At 71.2% G+C, this 15,297-nt stretch carries 11 protein-coding genes; 6 read left to right on the forward strand and 5 right to left on the reverse strand.

What is annotated here, in order from left to right; translation table 11 throughout:
* Window positions 1–30 precede the first annotated feature (30 nt).
* Window positions 31–801 carry an SDR family NAD(P)-dependent oxidoreductase gene (locus ACXNSR_RS13865; protein ID WP_458642342.1) on the reverse strand — a complete coding sequence of 257 codons (771 nt, stop codon included), beginning with the start codon at window positions 799–801 and terminating at the stop codon, window positions 31–33.
* A gap of 169 nt (window positions 802–970) precedes the next feature.
* Here ACXNSR_RS13865 and ACXNSR_RS13870 point away from each other — a divergent pair, with 169 nt between their 5' ends.
* On the forward strand, window positions 971–2,371 hold the full coding sequence (locus ACXNSR_RS13870; protein WP_458642343.1) for an amino acid permease: 1,401 nt from the start codon (window positions 971–973) through the stop codon (window positions 2,369–2,371).
* A gap of 160 nt (window positions 2,372–2,531) precedes the next feature.
* Window positions 2,532–3,188 carry a superoxide dismutase gene (locus tag ACXNSR_RS13875; protein ID WP_030016698.1) on the forward strand — a complete coding sequence of 219 codons (657 nt, stop codon included), beginning with the start codon at window positions 2,532–2,534 and terminating at the stop codon, window positions 3,186–3,188.
* Between the two features lie 126 nt (window positions 3,189–3,314).
* Here the strand turns inward: ACXNSR_RS13875 and ACXNSR_RS13880 are convergent, their stop codons facing one another.
* Window positions 3,315–3,959 carry a mycothiol-dependent nitroreductase Rv2466c family protein gene (locus tag ACXNSR_RS13880; RefSeq protein ID WP_458642344.1) on the reverse strand — a complete coding sequence of 215 codons (645 nt, stop codon included), beginning with the start codon at window positions 3,957–3,959 and terminating at the stop codon, window positions 3,315–3,317.
* A 140-nt stretch (window positions 3,960–4,099) separates the two neighbouring features.
* Between ACXNSR_RS13880 and pepN the strand changes: the two genes are divergently transcribed.
* Together pepN and ACXNSR_RS13890 are read left to right on the forward strand one after the other, a co-directional pair.
* Complete coding sequence (gene pepN, locus ACXNSR_RS13885; protein ID WP_458642345.1) at window positions 4,100–6,658, forward strand: aminopeptidase N; 2,559 nt, start codon at window positions 4,100–4,102, stop codon at window positions 6,656–6,658.
* A 253-nt stretch (window positions 6,659–6,911) separates the two neighbouring features.
* Window positions 6,912–7,871, forward strand: a complete 960-nt coding sequence (locus ACXNSR_RS13890) for a hypothetical protein (protein WP_458642346.1) — start codon at window positions 6,912–6,914, stop codon at window positions 7,869–7,871.
* Here the strand turns inward: ACXNSR_RS13890 and ACXNSR_RS13895 are convergent.
* Both ACXNSR_RS13895 and ACXNSR_RS13900 read right to left on the reverse strand, forming a co-directional pair.
* On the reverse strand, window positions 7,847–8,734 hold the full coding sequence (locus ACXNSR_RS13895) for a pyridoxamine 5'-phosphate oxidase family protein (protein ID WP_458642347.1): 888 nt from the start codon (window positions 8,732–8,734) through the stop codon (window positions 7,847–7,849). The two genes, ACXNSR_RS13890 and ACXNSR_RS13895, sit on opposite strands and share 25 nt — an antisense overlap.
* Window positions 8,734–9,192 (reverse strand): VOC family protein, encoded by a 459-nt coding sequence (locus tag ACXNSR_RS13900; protein WP_458642348.1) that lies wholly within the window; start codon window positions 9,190–9,192, stop codon window positions 8,734–8,736. Before ACXNSR_RS13900 ends, ACXNSR_RS13895 begins: the two co-directional genes overlap by 1 nt.
* A 135-nt stretch (window positions 9,193–9,327) precedes the next feature.
* On the opposite strand from ACXNSR_RS13900, the gene ACXNSR_RS13905 reads away from it, so the two are divergent.
* Both ACXNSR_RS13905 and ACXNSR_RS13910 read left to right on the forward strand, forming a co-directional pair.
* A complete protein-coding gene (locus ACXNSR_RS13905) occupies window positions 9,328–9,888 on the forward strand; it encodes a CGNR zinc finger domain-containing protein (protein ID WP_458642349.1) in 561 nt (186 codons plus the stop codon).
* 273 nt (window positions 9,889–10,161) lie between these two features.
* The gene (locus ACXNSR_RS13910) at window positions 10,162–13,485 is read left to right on the forward strand and encodes a S8 family serine peptidase (protein ID WP_458642350.1); all 3,324 of its coding nucleotides are present in this window, start codon (window positions 10,162–10,164) and stop codon (window positions 13,483–13,485) included.
* An 87-nt stretch (window positions 13,486–13,572) separates the two neighbouring features.
* On the opposite strand, the gene ACXNSR_RS13915 is transcribed toward ACXNSR_RS13910, so the two are convergent.
* Window positions 13,573–15,054: a M28 family metallopeptidase gene (locus tag ACXNSR_RS13915; protein ID WP_458642351.1), complete on the reverse strand. Its 1,482-nt coding sequence runs from the start codon at window positions 15,052–15,054 to the stop codon at window positions 13,573–13,575.
* Window positions 15,055–15,297 lie beyond the last annotated feature (243 nt).

Genomic DNA, 15,297 nt, shown 5'->3' on the forward strand with positions numbered 1-15,297 from the left:
CCGTGCTGCGGCACGGGGGGCCTCTTCCTCTCAGGTGCGCAGGTAGGAGGCGCCGTTGACGTCGAGGACCGTGCCCGAGCTCCAGACCGCCTCGGGGGAGGCCAGGTAGAGCACGGCGGAGGCGATCTCCTCCGGGTCCGCGACGCGGCCGAAGGGGCTCTGCGCCCGGATGCCGGCGCCCTCGGGCCCCTCCAGCCGGCCGGCGACCCGCTCGGTGGCGACGAAGCCGGGGGCGACGGAGGCGACGGCGATGCCGTGCGGGGCGAGGGACACGGCGAGGGACTGGCCCAGCGCGTGGACCGCGGCCTTGGTCGCGCCGTAGGCGGGGTGGTCGGGCTCGCCCCGGAAGGCGCCGCGCGAACCGATGTTGACGATGCGTCCCTCGCGGCCCGCTTCGATCATGCGGCGCGCGACGCAGTAGCTCAGGTTGGCGGCGCCGAAGAGGTTCACGTCGGCGGTCCGCCGCCAGGCCTCCTGCCAGCCCTCGTACGAGGTGTCGGGCAGCGGGTGGGCGACCATGACGGCGGCGTTGTTGACCAGGACGTCCACACCGCCGAGCGCCTCCTCGGCCTCGGCCGCCAGGGCCGCGACGCCGGCCGGGTCACCGAGGTCGGCGGCGACCAGCGCGTGCCCCTCCCCCTCCAGCGAGCCGAGGGTCTCCTCCGCGTCCGCGCGCCGGGCCGAGAAGTGGACGGCGACCCGGTCGCCCTGCCGGGCGAAGGCGGCCGCGATCGCCCGGCCGATCCCCCGGGAGGCGCCGGTGACGAGCACGCCCCGGCCCGTACTGCGAAGTCCTGTCACGGTCCGGCCCATCGACTGCCCCCTCGATCCGCTGCCCCGGTGCATCCGCCGTGCCCGGCGGCTGCGGCGTCGCCCGTGAGCGTACGGGCGTGATCACGAACCGTGAAGCCGTCGTCCGAATATCGGACAACAAACGTCCGGCGATCGGACACTCGGCAGACTGGCGCAAATGAGCCAGAGCACCCTGACACCCCCCGAAGCACCGCAGACCGGCGCCGGATCACCCCTCGGCAACGGACTCAAGCAGCGCCACCTCTCGATGATCGCCCTCGGCGGTGTCATCGGCGCCGGACTCTTCGTCGGCTCCGGCGCCGGCATCGCCGCCGCGGGCCCCTCGATCGTGCTCGCGTACGCCGCGTCCGGGCTGCTCGTGATGTTCGTGATGCGGATGCTCGGCGAGATGTCCGCCGCCAATCCCGCCTCGGGCTCCTTCTCCGTGCACGCGGAGCGCGCGATCGGGCCCTGGGCCGGATTCACCGCCGGCTGGATGTTCTGGATCCTGCTCTGCGTGGGCGTGGCCATCGAGGCCATCGGCGCGGCGCACATCATGACCGGCTGGTTCCCGGGCACCCCCTCCTGGATGTGGGTGCTGGTCTTCATGGCGGTGTTCTGCGGCTCCAACCTCGCCGCCGTCTCGAACTTCGGCGAGTTCGAGTTCTGGTTCGCCGCCCTCAAGATCGGCGCGATCGCGCTCTTCCTGGGCCTGGGCGTGCTGGCCGTGCTCGGCCTGCTGCCCGGCACCGACTCCCCCGGCTCCGCCAACCTGCTGCACGACGGCGGTCTGCTGCCCCACGGCGTGGACGGCCTGCTCGTCGGACTGCTGGCCTCCGTCGTCGCCTACGGCGGACTGGAGACGGTGACCATCGCGGCCGCCGAGTCCGAGAACCCGGTCCAGGGCGTGGCCCGGGCCGTGCGGACCACCATGTGGCGGATCGCGATCCTCTACGTGGGCTCCATGCTGGTCATCGTCACCCTCCTGCCCTGGAACGACCCGGCGGTCACGGCGGACGGCCCCTACGCCGCGACCCTGGACCGCCTGGGCATCCCGGCCGCCGGCGAGATCATGAACGTGGTCATCCTGATCGCCCTGATGTCCGCGATGAACGCCAACATCTACGGCTCCTCGCGCATGGCCCACTCCCTCGTCTCCCGCGGCCAGGGCCCGAAGGCGCTGGGCAAGGCCGACGGCGGGGTGCCGCGCCGGGCCGTCCTCGCCTCCTGCGGCTTCGGCTTCGTCACCGTGCTGCTGTCCTACTGGTACCCGGACACCCTGTTCGCCTGGCTGCTGAACATGGTGGGCGGGGTCATCCTGATCGTCTGGGGCTTCATCGCCGTCTCGCAGTTCGTGCTGCGCCGCCGGCTGGAGCGCGAGGCCCCCGAGCAGCTCGTCGTGAAGATGTGGGGCTTCCCCTATCTGACCTGGGTGGCGCTGGCCGGGGTGGCCGGGGTCCTGGTGCTGATGGCCCTGGGCGAGGACACGCGCGTCCAGGTCGTCTTCACCGGCGGACTGACCGTCGCCCTCGCGGTGGCCGGATACCTCGTGCAGCGCCGGGCGGCCGCCGCCCGCTGACAGCCCCTCAACCGCAGGTGGGCCCCGTGCGTTCGCACGGGGCCCACCTGCGTTTTACAGAGGTAACCCTTACATGTCAGGCGGAATAGATGCTGCTAGCGTGCAGTTGCGCATTAATTGCAATTAGCGATTGGCACGCCGAGGGGACCGGATAACACGCATGGCCATCTACACGCTTCCTGAGCTTCCGTACGACTACGCGGCGCTGGAGCCGGTGATCAACCCGCAGATCATCGAGCTGCACCACGACAAGCACCACGCGGCCTACGTCACGGGCGCCAACAACACGCTGGAGCAGCTGGCGGAGGCGCGCGACAAGGAGAACTGGGGCGCGCTCAACGGCCTGGAGAAGAACCTCGCGTTCCACCTCTCCGGCCACATCCTGCACAGCATCTACTGGCACAACATGGCCAGCCCGAAGACCGGCGAGGGCGGCGGCGAGCCCACCGCGGCCGACGGTCTGGGCGACCTGGCCGACGCGATCACCGAGTCCTTCGGCTCCTTCGCGAAGTTCAAGAAGCAGCTGACCTTCGCCTCCTCCGCCACCCAGGGCTCCGGCTGGGGCGTGCTCGCGTACGAGCCGGTCAGCGGCCGCCTGGTCGTCGAGCAGGTCTACGACCACCAGGGCAACGTGGGCGTCGCCAGCACGCCGATCCTGGTCTTCGACGCCTGGGAGCACGCCTTCTACCTTCAGTACAAGAACCAGAAGGTGGACTTCATCGAGGCGATGTGGAACGTCGTCAACTGGCAGGACGTGTCCAAGCGCTACGCCGACGCCAAGGCGAACACCCCGCTGCTGATCCCCGCCAAGGGCTGATCGCCACACCACAAGCCCGTCCGCCTCGTGATCGTCTTCTCAACCTTCACCAGCGGGCGTGTCGAACGGAAGACCCCCGTGAGGACGTGACTCACGGGGGTCTTCTGTGTGGTGCGCCGACCGGGCCTACTCGAAGGACGGGCCCTTGGTACGGGTGCGCTTGATCTCGTAGAAGCCCGGGGTCGAGGCGACGAGCAGGGTGCCGTCCCAGAGCCGGGCGGCCGCGTCGCCGCGCGGGGTCGGGGTGACGACCGGGCCGAAGAAGGCGACATCGCCCTCGGCTCCCGGAACGGAGATCACCGGAGTGCCGACCTCCTGGCCCACCCGGTCGATCCCGTCGTTGTGCGAGGCCCGCAGCACCTCGTCGTACTCGTCCGAGTCGGCGTACGCGAGCAGCTCGGCCGGCAGGCCGACCTCGGCCAGCGCCTCGGCGATCACCTCGCGGGTCGGGCCCTTCTCGTCGTTGTGTATGCGGGTGCCGAGCGCGGTGTAGAGCTTGCCGGTGACTTCCTCACCGTGCTTCTGCTGAGCGGCTGTCACCACGCGCACCGGGGCCCAGCCCTTGGGGCCGAGCAGCTCGCGGTAGGTCTCGGGCAGCTCTTCGAGCCTGTTCTCGTTGAGCACCGCGAGGCTCATCACGTGCCAGCGGACCTCGACGTCGCGGACCTTCTCGACCTCGAGCATCCAGCGGGACGTCATCCAGGCCCAAGGGCAGAGCGGGTCGAACCAGAAGTCGACCGGGGTCTTCTCGCGCACCTGGGTGTCGGTCATGTCTCTCCTCAGTCTCGGCATGGGTCGCAAAAAGGGCATCACTGGGCTCACGTTCCCCGTCACCAACCAGTACCGGGTGGCGCGCATTCCCTCGTGCGAGGATTCGACACAAGAACGCGACCACGCACGAAGGAGTGCACGTGCCCGGAGAGAATCTGTCCCGCGACGAGGCCCGCGAGCGGGCCGAGCTGCTGTCCGTCGACGGGTACGAGGTGGTCCTCGACATCCGGTCCGCGGTGGACGAGGCAGAACCGGCCGAGGGTCCGCGGACCTTCCGCTCGGTGACGACGATCCGCTTCCGGGCGGCGGGCACCGGCGCTTCCACCTTCGCGGACCTGATCGCGCCGTCGGTGAACGCCGTGACCCTGAACGGGCGCGCGCTGGACGTGGCCGCCGTCTTCGACGGCGCCCGGATCTCCCTCGACGGCCTGGCCGCCGAGAACGTCCTGGTGGTGGACGCGAACTGCGCGTACAGCCGGACGGGCGAGGGACTGCACCGCTTCGTGGACCCGGAGGACGGCGAGGTCTACCTGTACACCCAGTACGAGCCGGCCGACGCGCGGCGGGTGTACGCGAACTTCGAACAGCCCGACCTGAAGGCCCCGTACCGCTTCGAGGTGACGGCTCCCGAGGGCTGGCAGGTGTGGAGCAACGGCGCGGAGGAGTCCCGCGAGGCGGGCGTCTGGCGCTTCGCCGAGACCGCGCCGATCTCCACGTACATCACGTGCGTGGTCGCGGGGCCCTACCACTACGTGACGGACTCCTACACGCGCGGGGACCTGACCATCCCGCTGGGCGCGATGTGCCGCAAGGGACTGGCGAAGCACTTCGACGCCGATGACGTCTTCCTCGTCACCAAGCAGGGCTTCGACCTCTTCCACGAGATCTTCGACTACCCGTACCCCTTCGGCAAGTACGACCAGGCCTTCGTGCCGGAGTACAACCTTGGCGCGATGGAGAACCCGGGGATGGTGACCTTCCGCGAGGAGTACATCTTCCGCGGCAAGGTCACCAAGGCCTCCTACGAGCGGCGCTCGAACACGATCCTGCACGAGATGGCGCACATGTGGTTCGGCGACCTGGTCACCATGAAGTGGTGGGACGACCTGTGGCTGAAGGAGTCCTTCGCCGACTTCATGGGCTCCTTCGCGCTGGTGGAGGCCACCCGCTTCGACCAGGCGTGGGTCACCTTCGCCAACAACCGCAAGGCGTGGGCCTACCGGGCCGACCAGCTGCCGTCCACCCACCCCATCACGGCCGACATCCGTGACCTGGAGGACGCCAAGCTCAACTTCGACGGCATCACCTACGCCAAGGGCGCCGCGGTGCTCAAGCAGCTGGTCGCCTACGTGGGGCGGGAGGCCTTCCTGGAGGGCGCCCGGCGCTACTTCAAGGCCAACGCGTACGGGAACACCACGCTCGACGACCTGCTGTCGGTGCTCGCGGAGGTCTCCGGGCGGGACATGGCCGAGTGGTCGCGGGCCTGGCTGCAGACCGCCGGCGTGAACGCGCTGACCCCGGTGATCACCTACGACGCGGGCGGCCGGGTGACGGAACTGGCGGTCGTGCAGGAGGGCGACGAACTGCGCCCGCACCGGGTCGCGGTGGGCCTGTACCGGCTGGAGTCCGACGGGACGCTGGTCCGCTACGCGCGGGCCGACGCGGACGTGTCGGGCGCGCGGACGGCCGTCACGGAACTGACGGGCGCGGAGCGGCCCGACCTGGTCCTGGTCAACGACGAGGACCTCACCTACTGCAAGGTCCGCTTCGACGAGGGCTCGCTGGCCACGCTGCGGGCGCACCTCGGTGACCTGACGGACCCGCTCGCGCGGGCGCTGAGCTGGTCGGCGCTGTGGAACATGACGCGCGACGGCCTGATGCCGGCTCGCGACTTCGTCTCGCTGGTCCTCGCGCACGCGGGCCGCGAGAGCGACGTCGGCGTCCTGCAGATGCTGCACGCGCAGGCCCTGACCTCCGTAACCCACTACTCGGCGCCGGGCCGGCGCGAGCAGGGCGGCCGGGAGCTCGCCGCGGGCGCGCTGCACGAGCTGCGGCTCGCGGCGCCCGGGTCGGAGCACCAGCTGACGTGGGCCCGCTTCTTCGCGGCGAGCGCGGCGACGGAGGGCGACTTCCAGCTGCTGCTGGGTCTGCTGGAGGGCTCGGCGCGGATCGACGGGCTGGAGGTGGACCAGGAGCTGCGCTGGGACTTCCTGCTGCCGCTGGCCGCGCACGGGGCGGTGGACGAGGCCGTCCTCGCCTCCGAACTGGCGCGCGACGACACGGCCTCGGGCAAGCGGCACCAGGTGCGGTGCCTGGCGGCGCGGCCCTCGCAGGCGGTGAAGGACCAGGCGTGGGCGGCGGTGGTCGAATCGGACGCGCTGTCCAACGCGCTGGTCGAGGCGACGATCGCGGGCATGCAGCAGCCCTCGCAGCGGGGTCTGCTCGCGGGCTGTGCGGGGCGCTACTTCGAGGTGATCGAACGGGTGTGGGCGGACCGGTCGATCCAGATCGGGATGGACGTGGTGAAGGGGCTGTACCCGTCGCTGCAGGACTCGGAGTCCACCGTCTCGGCGACGGACGCCTGGCTCTCGTCCCACCCGGACGTGGCCCCCGCGCTCCGCAGGCTGGTGCTGGAGTCCCGCGACGACCTGGCCCGGGCCCTGCGCGCCCAGGCTTGCGACGCGACGGCTACCAACTAGCTGCGGCGCCGCTGCGGGGGCTCCGCCCCCGAACCCCCGGTCCTCAAACGCCGGACGGGCTGGAAAATCCAGCCCCGCCGGCGTTTGAGGCGCGGGGTCCGGGGCGGAGCCCCAGCAACGGCGCAGCGGTAGCCCATACGGGCGCACCTCATCGGCAGTCGAACGTCCGTACTTTAGCCCCGGCTTGTCCGGATTTGTCGACGGGCGTGTAACAGGGGTTAGCAGGGCCGCGGCCCGAGGGAATCACCGCGTCATGAACCACAACGCACCCCTCCCCCTCGCCCACCTCACCGGCAGCCGCCCCCGCGTGCTGACCCTCGCGCAACTGCGCGAGCACGGCGTCACCGCCTCCGACGCGGCCGAGCGGCCCTGGCAGCAGATCCTGCCCGGGGTGTTCCTGCTCCACGCCGGGCCCGCGACCAGCGAGGAGCGGCTGCACGCGGCGCTGCTGTACGCGGGGCGGCGCGGCGGTGAGGTCATGATCACGGGGCTGGCGGCGCTCGCCCTGTACCGGTTCGGCTCCGCGCTCCCGCTGCCCGCGCTCTCCCACATCGACGTCCTGGTGCCCGGCACCCGGCGGCTGCGCTCCGCCGGGGACGTGCGGATCGTACGGACGCACACCCCGCCGAGGTCCCAGGAGGTGACCGGGCTGCCGGTGGCGCCCGTCGCGCGGGCCGTCGCCGACGCCGTCACCCAGCTCTCCGACGCCGGCACCGTACGCCGCCTGCTGAGCGAGGCCGTCCGCGGCGGGCACTGCGAACCGGCCGCCGTGGTACGGGAACTGACGGTGGCCCGGCTGCTGAACCGGCCGCACGTGGTCGACGCGGTCGAGTCGCTGCTCGCGGAGGGCCGGGCCATCGCCGAGGACCGGCTGTACCACCTCGTGCGCGGCCACGAGCTCCCCGCCCCGGTCTGGAACGTCGACCTGCGGCTGCCCGGCGGCCCGCACCTCGGCGGGGTCGACGCGTACTGGCCCGAGCAGTCCGTCGCCGTGGAGATCGACACCCGCGCCCCGCGCCAGGGCGAGGACGAACAGTGGTCGGAGTCCGTGCGCAAGCGCGAGACGCTGGAGCGGCTCGGGGTGACCGTCGTCCACATCACCCCGCGCAAGCTCCGCGACTGGCCCGAGCAGCAGGCCGCGGTCATCCGGACCGCCCTGACGGCCGCCGACGACCGGGAACCCGCCGCCTACCTGGTGGTACTGCCCAGGTGAGGCGAGTACTCCGGGGTGCTCCAGAGCAGCCGCCCCGGATGGACGCCCTCCACCACCGACTCCACCCGGAAGCGGGTGCGGCGGCTCCCGTCGGCCCCGAACTCGATCCGGGCCCGGCCGCTGAGCTGGAGGACCGCCCCGCTCTCCCAGTCCGGGAAGAGCAGTCCCGCCCGCGGATCGGCCGTCAGGTTCCCCAGCGTGAGGAACATGGCGTTGCCCGCGTAGTCCGGCCAGGCCAGCTCGACCGGCGAGAGCACCTCGACGAAGCCCGGCAGCCCGCCCCGGTGACTGGCGTCGACCCCGTCCGCCTCCGCCGTGGTGGCGATGAAGAAGGTGTCGGCGCCGCGTACGGCCCGCTGCTGGCCGGGGGTCAGCGCCTCTCCGCGCCGCACCACCCCCGCGCCCTGCCGGGCGAGCTCCAGCGGCTGCCGCTTCTGCAGGTACTTCGGGCAGTTGGCGAAGACCTGCTCGGCCTCGACGGCGAAGCCTCCCCGCGTCACCTCCAGGGTCCCGTTCAGCCTCATCCGGCGCCGGGTGCGCGGGTCGAGCGCGATGGTCCCGACCCGGGTCCCGGCCGTGGCCAGGGCCCCGGCGAGCGGGTCACCCGCCGGCGGACCGCCGGCGACCGCGATCCGGTCCGGCCCGGTGGCCCGTACGAAACCGGGGGCACCGGTGAGCAGGGAGGCCCACACCCGCCCCGCGTCGTCGGCGGCGCCGACGACCAGGTGCGGCTGGAGCCCGAGGAAGGCGGCGGCGACGTCCCGGATGCCCGTGCCGATCGAGCGGCCGACGTGCTCGGCGAGGTCCCGCACGCCGACCCGTTCCTGCACGGCCAGCGAGCCCCAGTGGTAGGCGCCGCTCATTAGAAGAATCCGCAGGTCGGCGCCCCCGTGGTGGGGGCGGGGGATTCCTCGGCGCCGGTCGGTACCGAGATCTCCAGGCGGGTCCCGTCGGGGTCGTGGAAGAAGATGCCGCCCGAGGCCGCGCCCTCCCTGTGGGCGACGACGCCCTCGTAGGCGAAGTCGACGCCCAGGTCGCGCAGCCGCGCCTCGTACTCCCGCACCTCTTCGACGGCGCCGGCGGAGAACGCCAGGTGGTGCAGACCCGCCGCAGTGGGGGCGTACGCGCCCTCGGCCTGCTGCCAGAGGGTCAGGACGAGCTCACCGTCCTGGCCGAGGAAGGCGAAGCGGCGGCCCTCCTCCTTGCCCTCGCCCAGCACCTCGAAGTCGAGCGCACCCCGGTAGAAGGCGAGCGAGCGCTCCAGATCGGTGACGTTCAGGCCCACGTGCCCGGTGCGGAGCTTGCTGATGGCAGTCGTCATGACGGGTTCCTTCCCCGGAGGACTTCACGGCGTTCCCATGCGGATCTAACCTTCTAAAGTGAAATTAAAGGTTAGGCGCACTCTTGTCAACCGGTCCCGTACCCTTCAAGGGTTAGCCAGGCCCGAGGAGACGAAATGACGGCGGCGGACCCACGACCCCTGACCGGTGAGCCGGTCGCACTCGACCTGCTGAACACGCGGTGGATGCGGGAGGGCGAGCTCACCGACCTGTTCGCCGGGGCCTTCGGGCTCAGCCGGGTCGAGGGACTGCGGATCTGGCTGGAGTCCACCGGCCTGGCCGGCCGCTTCCGTGCGGACGCGGCCACCCTCGTCCACCTGCTGACCGCCCGCGAGGCCCTGGCCCGCGCGGTCGCGGACCCGGCCGACGAGAGCGCCCGCGCCCTGATCGACGCCGTCCTGGAGCACGGCCGCATCCGCGCCACCCTGACCGCCGAAGGCCCGGGCGAGCGTGCCGAGTTCGCCGACCCGACCTGGGGGCCCGCCTGGACGGCGGCGCGCGACTACCTCGACCTGCTGGGCTCCGCGCCCGACCGGATCCGCAAGTGCGCGTCCGAGACGTGCGTCCTGCACTTCCACGACACCTCGCGCAACGGGACGCGGCGCTGGTGCTCGATGGCCGTCTGCGGAAACCGGGCGAAAGCCTCGCGTCATTACGCGCGCACGCGCGAGCGCTGAGCGCACGAAATCTGTCACACCCGCACCGGGACGCGACCGCGTCCCGGTGCTGACGCATGGCCGCCAAGTCGATAAATCGACCGATCGAACCCTGCGTTTCGCACCATTGCACCCCGGTAAGTCCGCGCTGGCGCATTCCTCGCACTGGCGAGGTTCCGCCATGGCAGGTCTCGGTCAATGACAACTCTCCCCAAAGAGCTGTCGCTTAGGCCAAGCTGACCGGTCATCCGGCACCGAAATCCGGACCGTATCTTTCACTTACCAGGGATGCTGATGACCCTCGAATCCCCCAGCTCCATATCCGGGGCCAGACGCGTCGCGCGCGTCGCGGCCGCGGCCGGACTGGTCGCCGCCCTCGCGGCCACCGGCGCCGGGCCCGTCTTCGCGGCGACCGGCGCGGACACCCCGGGCACCTCGCCCACGGTCAAGTCCGCCGACCAGAAGCTCGGTTCGGCCGACGCCGAACTCCTTCAGGAGGCCAAGGCCAAGGGTGACGCGAACGTCACCGTCATGGTCGCGACCGCCCCCGGCAAGACCAAGCAGGTGGCGGACCAGCTCGGTTCGGTCCAGGGCGCCTCGGTGGGCCAGACGTACGACAACCTCGGTTACGTGCGCGCCACCCTGCCCACCGGCAAGGCCGAGGCCGCGCTGAAGGCGGCCGCCAAGCTGGACTCGGTGCACGGCATCGACCTGCGGCACGAGATCCAGCTGCCGGACCCGCGTCCCGACGCGGACCGCGAGACCGGCACGGTGAAGAAGACCGCCGCCGAGACCTACGCGGCGCCGGACAAGAACACCCCCGCGAAGAACCCGTACAACCCGTCCTTCGAGACGGGTGCGGTCGACTTCGTGAAGGACAACCCGCAGGCCGACGGCCGCGGGGTGACCATCGGCATCATGGACTCGGGCATCGACCTCGGTCACCCGGCCCTGCAGAAGACCACCACCGGCGAGCGCAAGATCGTCGACTGGGTCACGGCGACCGACCCGATCACGGACAACGACGCCACCTGGCGCCCGCAGATCACCCCGGTCACCTCCAGCGGCGGCAGCTTCACCGCGGGCGGCCAGAGCTGGAAGGCCCCGGAGGGCAGCTTCCAGTGGAGCCGCTTCACCGAGTCGATCACCGCCACCGGTGACATGGCCGGCGACGTCAACCGCGACGGTGACACCACCGACCGGTTCGGCCTGCTCTACGACGCCGCCGCCGGCACCGTCCGCGTCGACACCGACCAGGACGGCGACTTCACGAACAACGAGCCGATGAAGCCGTACAAGGACGGCTACCAGATCGGCTACTTCGGCACGGACAACCCGGCGACCGACGTCGCCGAGCGCATCCCGTTCGTGATCGAGATCCGCAAGGACGTCCCGATGGACCCGCTCGGCGGCGACTGGGTCGGCAAGAAGGCCGACTTCGTCAACGTCGGCATCATCGAGTCCGAGCACGGCACGCACGTCGCCGGCATCACCGCCGCCAACGGCCTCTTCGGCGGCCAGATGAGCGGCGAGGCGCCCGGCGCCAAGCTCGTCTCCTCGCGCGCCTGCTCCTGGTCCGGCGGCTGCACCAACGTCGCGCTGACCGAGGGCATGATCGACCTCGTCGTCAACCGCGGCGTGGACATCGTCAACATGTCCATCGGCGGCCTGCCGGCGCTGAACGACGGCAACAACGCGCGCTCCGAGCTCTACAAGAACCTCATCGACACGTACGGCGTCCAGCTGGTCATCTCGGCCGGCAACTCGGGCCCGGGCGTCAACACCATCGGCGACCCCGCCCTCGCGGACAAGGTCATCTCCGTGGGCGCGTCGGTCTCCAAGGAGACCTGGGCCGCCAACTACGGCTCCGGTGTGACCACGAAGTACAACATGTTCCCCTTCTCCTCGCGCGGTCCGCGTGAGGACGGCGGCTTCACGCCGACCATCAGCGCCCCCGGCGCGGCCATCAACACCATCCAGACCTGGCTGCCCGGCGCCCCGGTGAAGGAGGCCGGCTACACCCTCCCGGCCGGTTACGGCATGCTCCAGGGCACCTCGATGGCCTCGCCGCAGGCGGCGGGCGCGAGCGCCCTGCTGATCTCGGCCGCCAAGCAGAACGGCATCAAGCTGACGCCGGCCTCCCTGCGGGTCGCGCTCACCACGGCCGCCAAGAAGATCGACAACGTCCCCGCGCACGCGCAGGGTTCGGGTCTGATCAACATCCCCGGCGCGTGGGAGTCCATCCAGCGCGACGCGAAGGCCAACGAGTTCACCGTCAAGGCGCCGGTCGACACCGCGATCGACCAGTTCCTGAAGACCCCGGGCTTCGGCACCGGCCTGTACGACCGTGAGGGCGGCCTCAAGGTCGGCCAGAAGAAGGTCTACAACGTCGTCGTCACCCGCACCACGGGCGTCAAGTACGGCACCCGGCACGACCTGAGCTGGCGCAACAACGACGGCACCTTCAAGGTCATCGGCGGCTACGACTACGTCACGCTGCCGCTGAACAAGCCCGTCACCATCAAGGTCGAGGCCAACGCCAAGACGGCCGGCGTCCACAGCGGCATCCTGCAGCTGGACGACGAGACCACCGAGGGCATCGACAAGCAGATCCTGACGACCGTCGTGGCCGCCGCCCCCCTGGCCGCGCCGTCGTTCGCCCTGTCGGACACCTCCTCGGTGCAGCGCAACAGCCACAAGTCGTACTTCGTGACGGTCCCGCCGGGCGCCAAGAGCCTGGAGGTCGCCCTCGGCGGTCTCGCGGCGGGTGCCCAGACGCGCTTCATCGCGATCCACCCGCACGGCGTGCCGGTCGACCCGACGGCCACGACCAACTGCTACCCGAACTACGACAACCCGGCCAACACCTGCCGCCCCGACGTCCGCTCGTACCCCGAGCCGACCCCGGGCGTCTGGGAGATCGAGGTCGAGGCCCGTCGTACGTCGCCGGTGCTCGACAACCCGTTCAAGCTGGACGTCTCCGTGCTCGGCGCGGCCTTCGACCCTGCGGTCAAGGTCCTGCCCGAGGTGAAGCAGGGCACCCCCGCCCCGGTCCAGTGGAGCGTCAAGAACGCCGGCGCGGCCATCTCCGGCGGCAAGCTCGCCGGCGGTCCGCTCGGTTCCGCGAAGGTCGCCAAGCCGACCATCGCGCCCGGTGAGACCCACTCCACCGAGATCGTGGTGCCCGCGGGCACCTCGCGCCTCGACGTCGCGATCGGCAAGGTGTCCGACACCGCCGCCGACCTCGACCTGGAGGTCTACCGGGGCGGCGTCAAGGTCGGTTCCGCCGCCGACGGCGACTCCGAGGAGGCCGTGAGCCTGGTGAACCCGGCCGCGGGCACCTACACGGTGAAGGTGATCGGCTACGCGATCCCGTCCGGCTCCACCACGTACGACTACCGCGACGTGTTCTTCTCGGCCGCCCTGGGCTCCGTCCAGGTCGACGAGGCCGCCGCGGTGAACCTCGCCACCGGCGCCACCGCGCAGGTCTCGGCGAACGTCCTGGTCACCAGCGCGGCCCCCGAGGGCCGGCAGTTCTTCGGCCAGGTCCAGCTGCTCAACGCCCGCGGCACCGCCGCCGGCACCGGCAGCGTGCAGATCGAGAAGGTCCTCCCGTAGGACCCTGCGGTACGGAAAACCCGAGGGGGCGGCGCTCTGACGAGCACCGCCCCCTCGGGCCGTTCCCCGGCCGTTCCTCGTACCGCTCTACTTGCCGAGCGACCGCAGCGACTCGGCGTAGGTGCCGACCGCGTGGGCGATCACGTCCAGGTTGGTGTCGAAGACCCCCAGGTCCAGGTTCTTCAGGTCGTCCCCGGCCCCGTGGTAGTTCGGGTCGTACGGGGCCCCGGCCGTGCCGCCGTAGCGCTTCGCCTGCTCGGCGGTCTTGATGCCCTCGGCGCCGGTGAAGGTGCCGCCCGCCGGGATGCCGTTCGCGATGAACGGGCCGTAGTCGGAGCGGCCGTCGAAGTCGCTGCCCTCGTGCGGCTTGCCCTTCCCGTCGAGGAAGCCGTTGATCAGCGCCTCGATCTGCGCCGAGCCGGCCGGACCGGCGCCCGCGCCCGTCTTGTCCGAGTCGTCGCCGTCGTAGACGAACTGCACCGGGTTCGGCGAGGCGATCATGTCGAAGTTCAGGTACAGCGCTATGTCCTTCTTCTGCTTCTCGGACAGCTGCGCGACGTAGTGCTCCGAGCCGAGCAGGCCGAGCTCCTCGGCCGACCACCAGCCGAAGCGCACCTTGTTGGCGGGCCCCTTGCCCTTCTTGTTGGCGCCCTCGTCCGCGAGCTTCAGGGCCACCTCCAGCAGTCCGGCCGAACCGGAGCCGTTGTCGTTGATGCCCGGCCCCTCGGGTACCGAGTCCAGGTGGGCGCCCACGGTCACCACACGGTCCGAGCGGCCGCCGCGGGTCTCGGCGATCACGTTGCGGGTGGTCTTCTTCACGTGCTCCTGGTCCAGCTCCAGGCGCACGCTCACCTCGCCCTTAGCGGCGGCCGCGGTCAGCGCCTCGCCGTCGGCCAGCGTGATTCCGGCGCTCGGGATGATCCCCTCGGCGGGCGAGGAGAACCCGCCGCGCACCGGGGTGGTTCCGCTGTGGTTGTAGACGATGACGCCGAGCGCGCCGGCCTCGGCGGCGGCCCGCTGCTTCTCCACGAAGGTGCACGCACCCCGCTTGACCAGGGCGATCTTCCCGGCGAAGGCACCGGCCGGGTAGTCGTCGGCCGTGCAGCCGGGGGTCTCGTCGACCCGGGCCAGGGCGAGCGGCGCGGCCAGGCCGCCGGCCGGGGTGGACTTGGTGAAGGTGAAGGCGGCGGTGGCCAGCTCGCGGGGGGCCTGGCCGAGGACGGTGGTCCGCTCCGTCTTTGTGCGCGCCTCGAAGATGTCGAAGTCCTGGTACGAGACCTGGTACCCGGCCTTCTTCAGCGTGTCGTACACGTAGGCGGCGGAGGCCGCGTGGCCCGGCGTACCGGCGGCGCGGTTGCCGCCGTTGGCGTCGGCGATCTGCTGGAACTTCTTCAGGTGGCGGTGGGCGCCCTTGGCGGTGACCTCCCGCACCAGCTCCCCGGCCAGCCGGCCCTCGCGCGGGTGGGCGGCCGCCGGCGCGGCGGTCAGCAGGACGGGTGCGGCGACGGCGGCGGCCGCGAGGGCGGCGAGGGCCGGTATGGACCGGCGGCGGTGGCGGATGGCGCGCACGGTGGATCTCCCCGAGTCGGTGGTTCGTTCTGCGGTCGGCCATGTCCGGATAACGGTCATGACAGACCGGACGCTAACCGGCTCCGACCAGGCAAAACGGGTGTTCGGGGGCCTCGCAACACGCCCGCCACGAACTCGCCACGAGGGTTCACATCCAGGACACCGTCCGTACCTCGGACAATGGATTGGACAAGGCTCGTGGGGTCGAACGCATGATGGCCCCACGCGCGCCCGCGTCGTACG

Source organism: Streptomyces sp. NC-S4 (assembly GCF_054353315.1).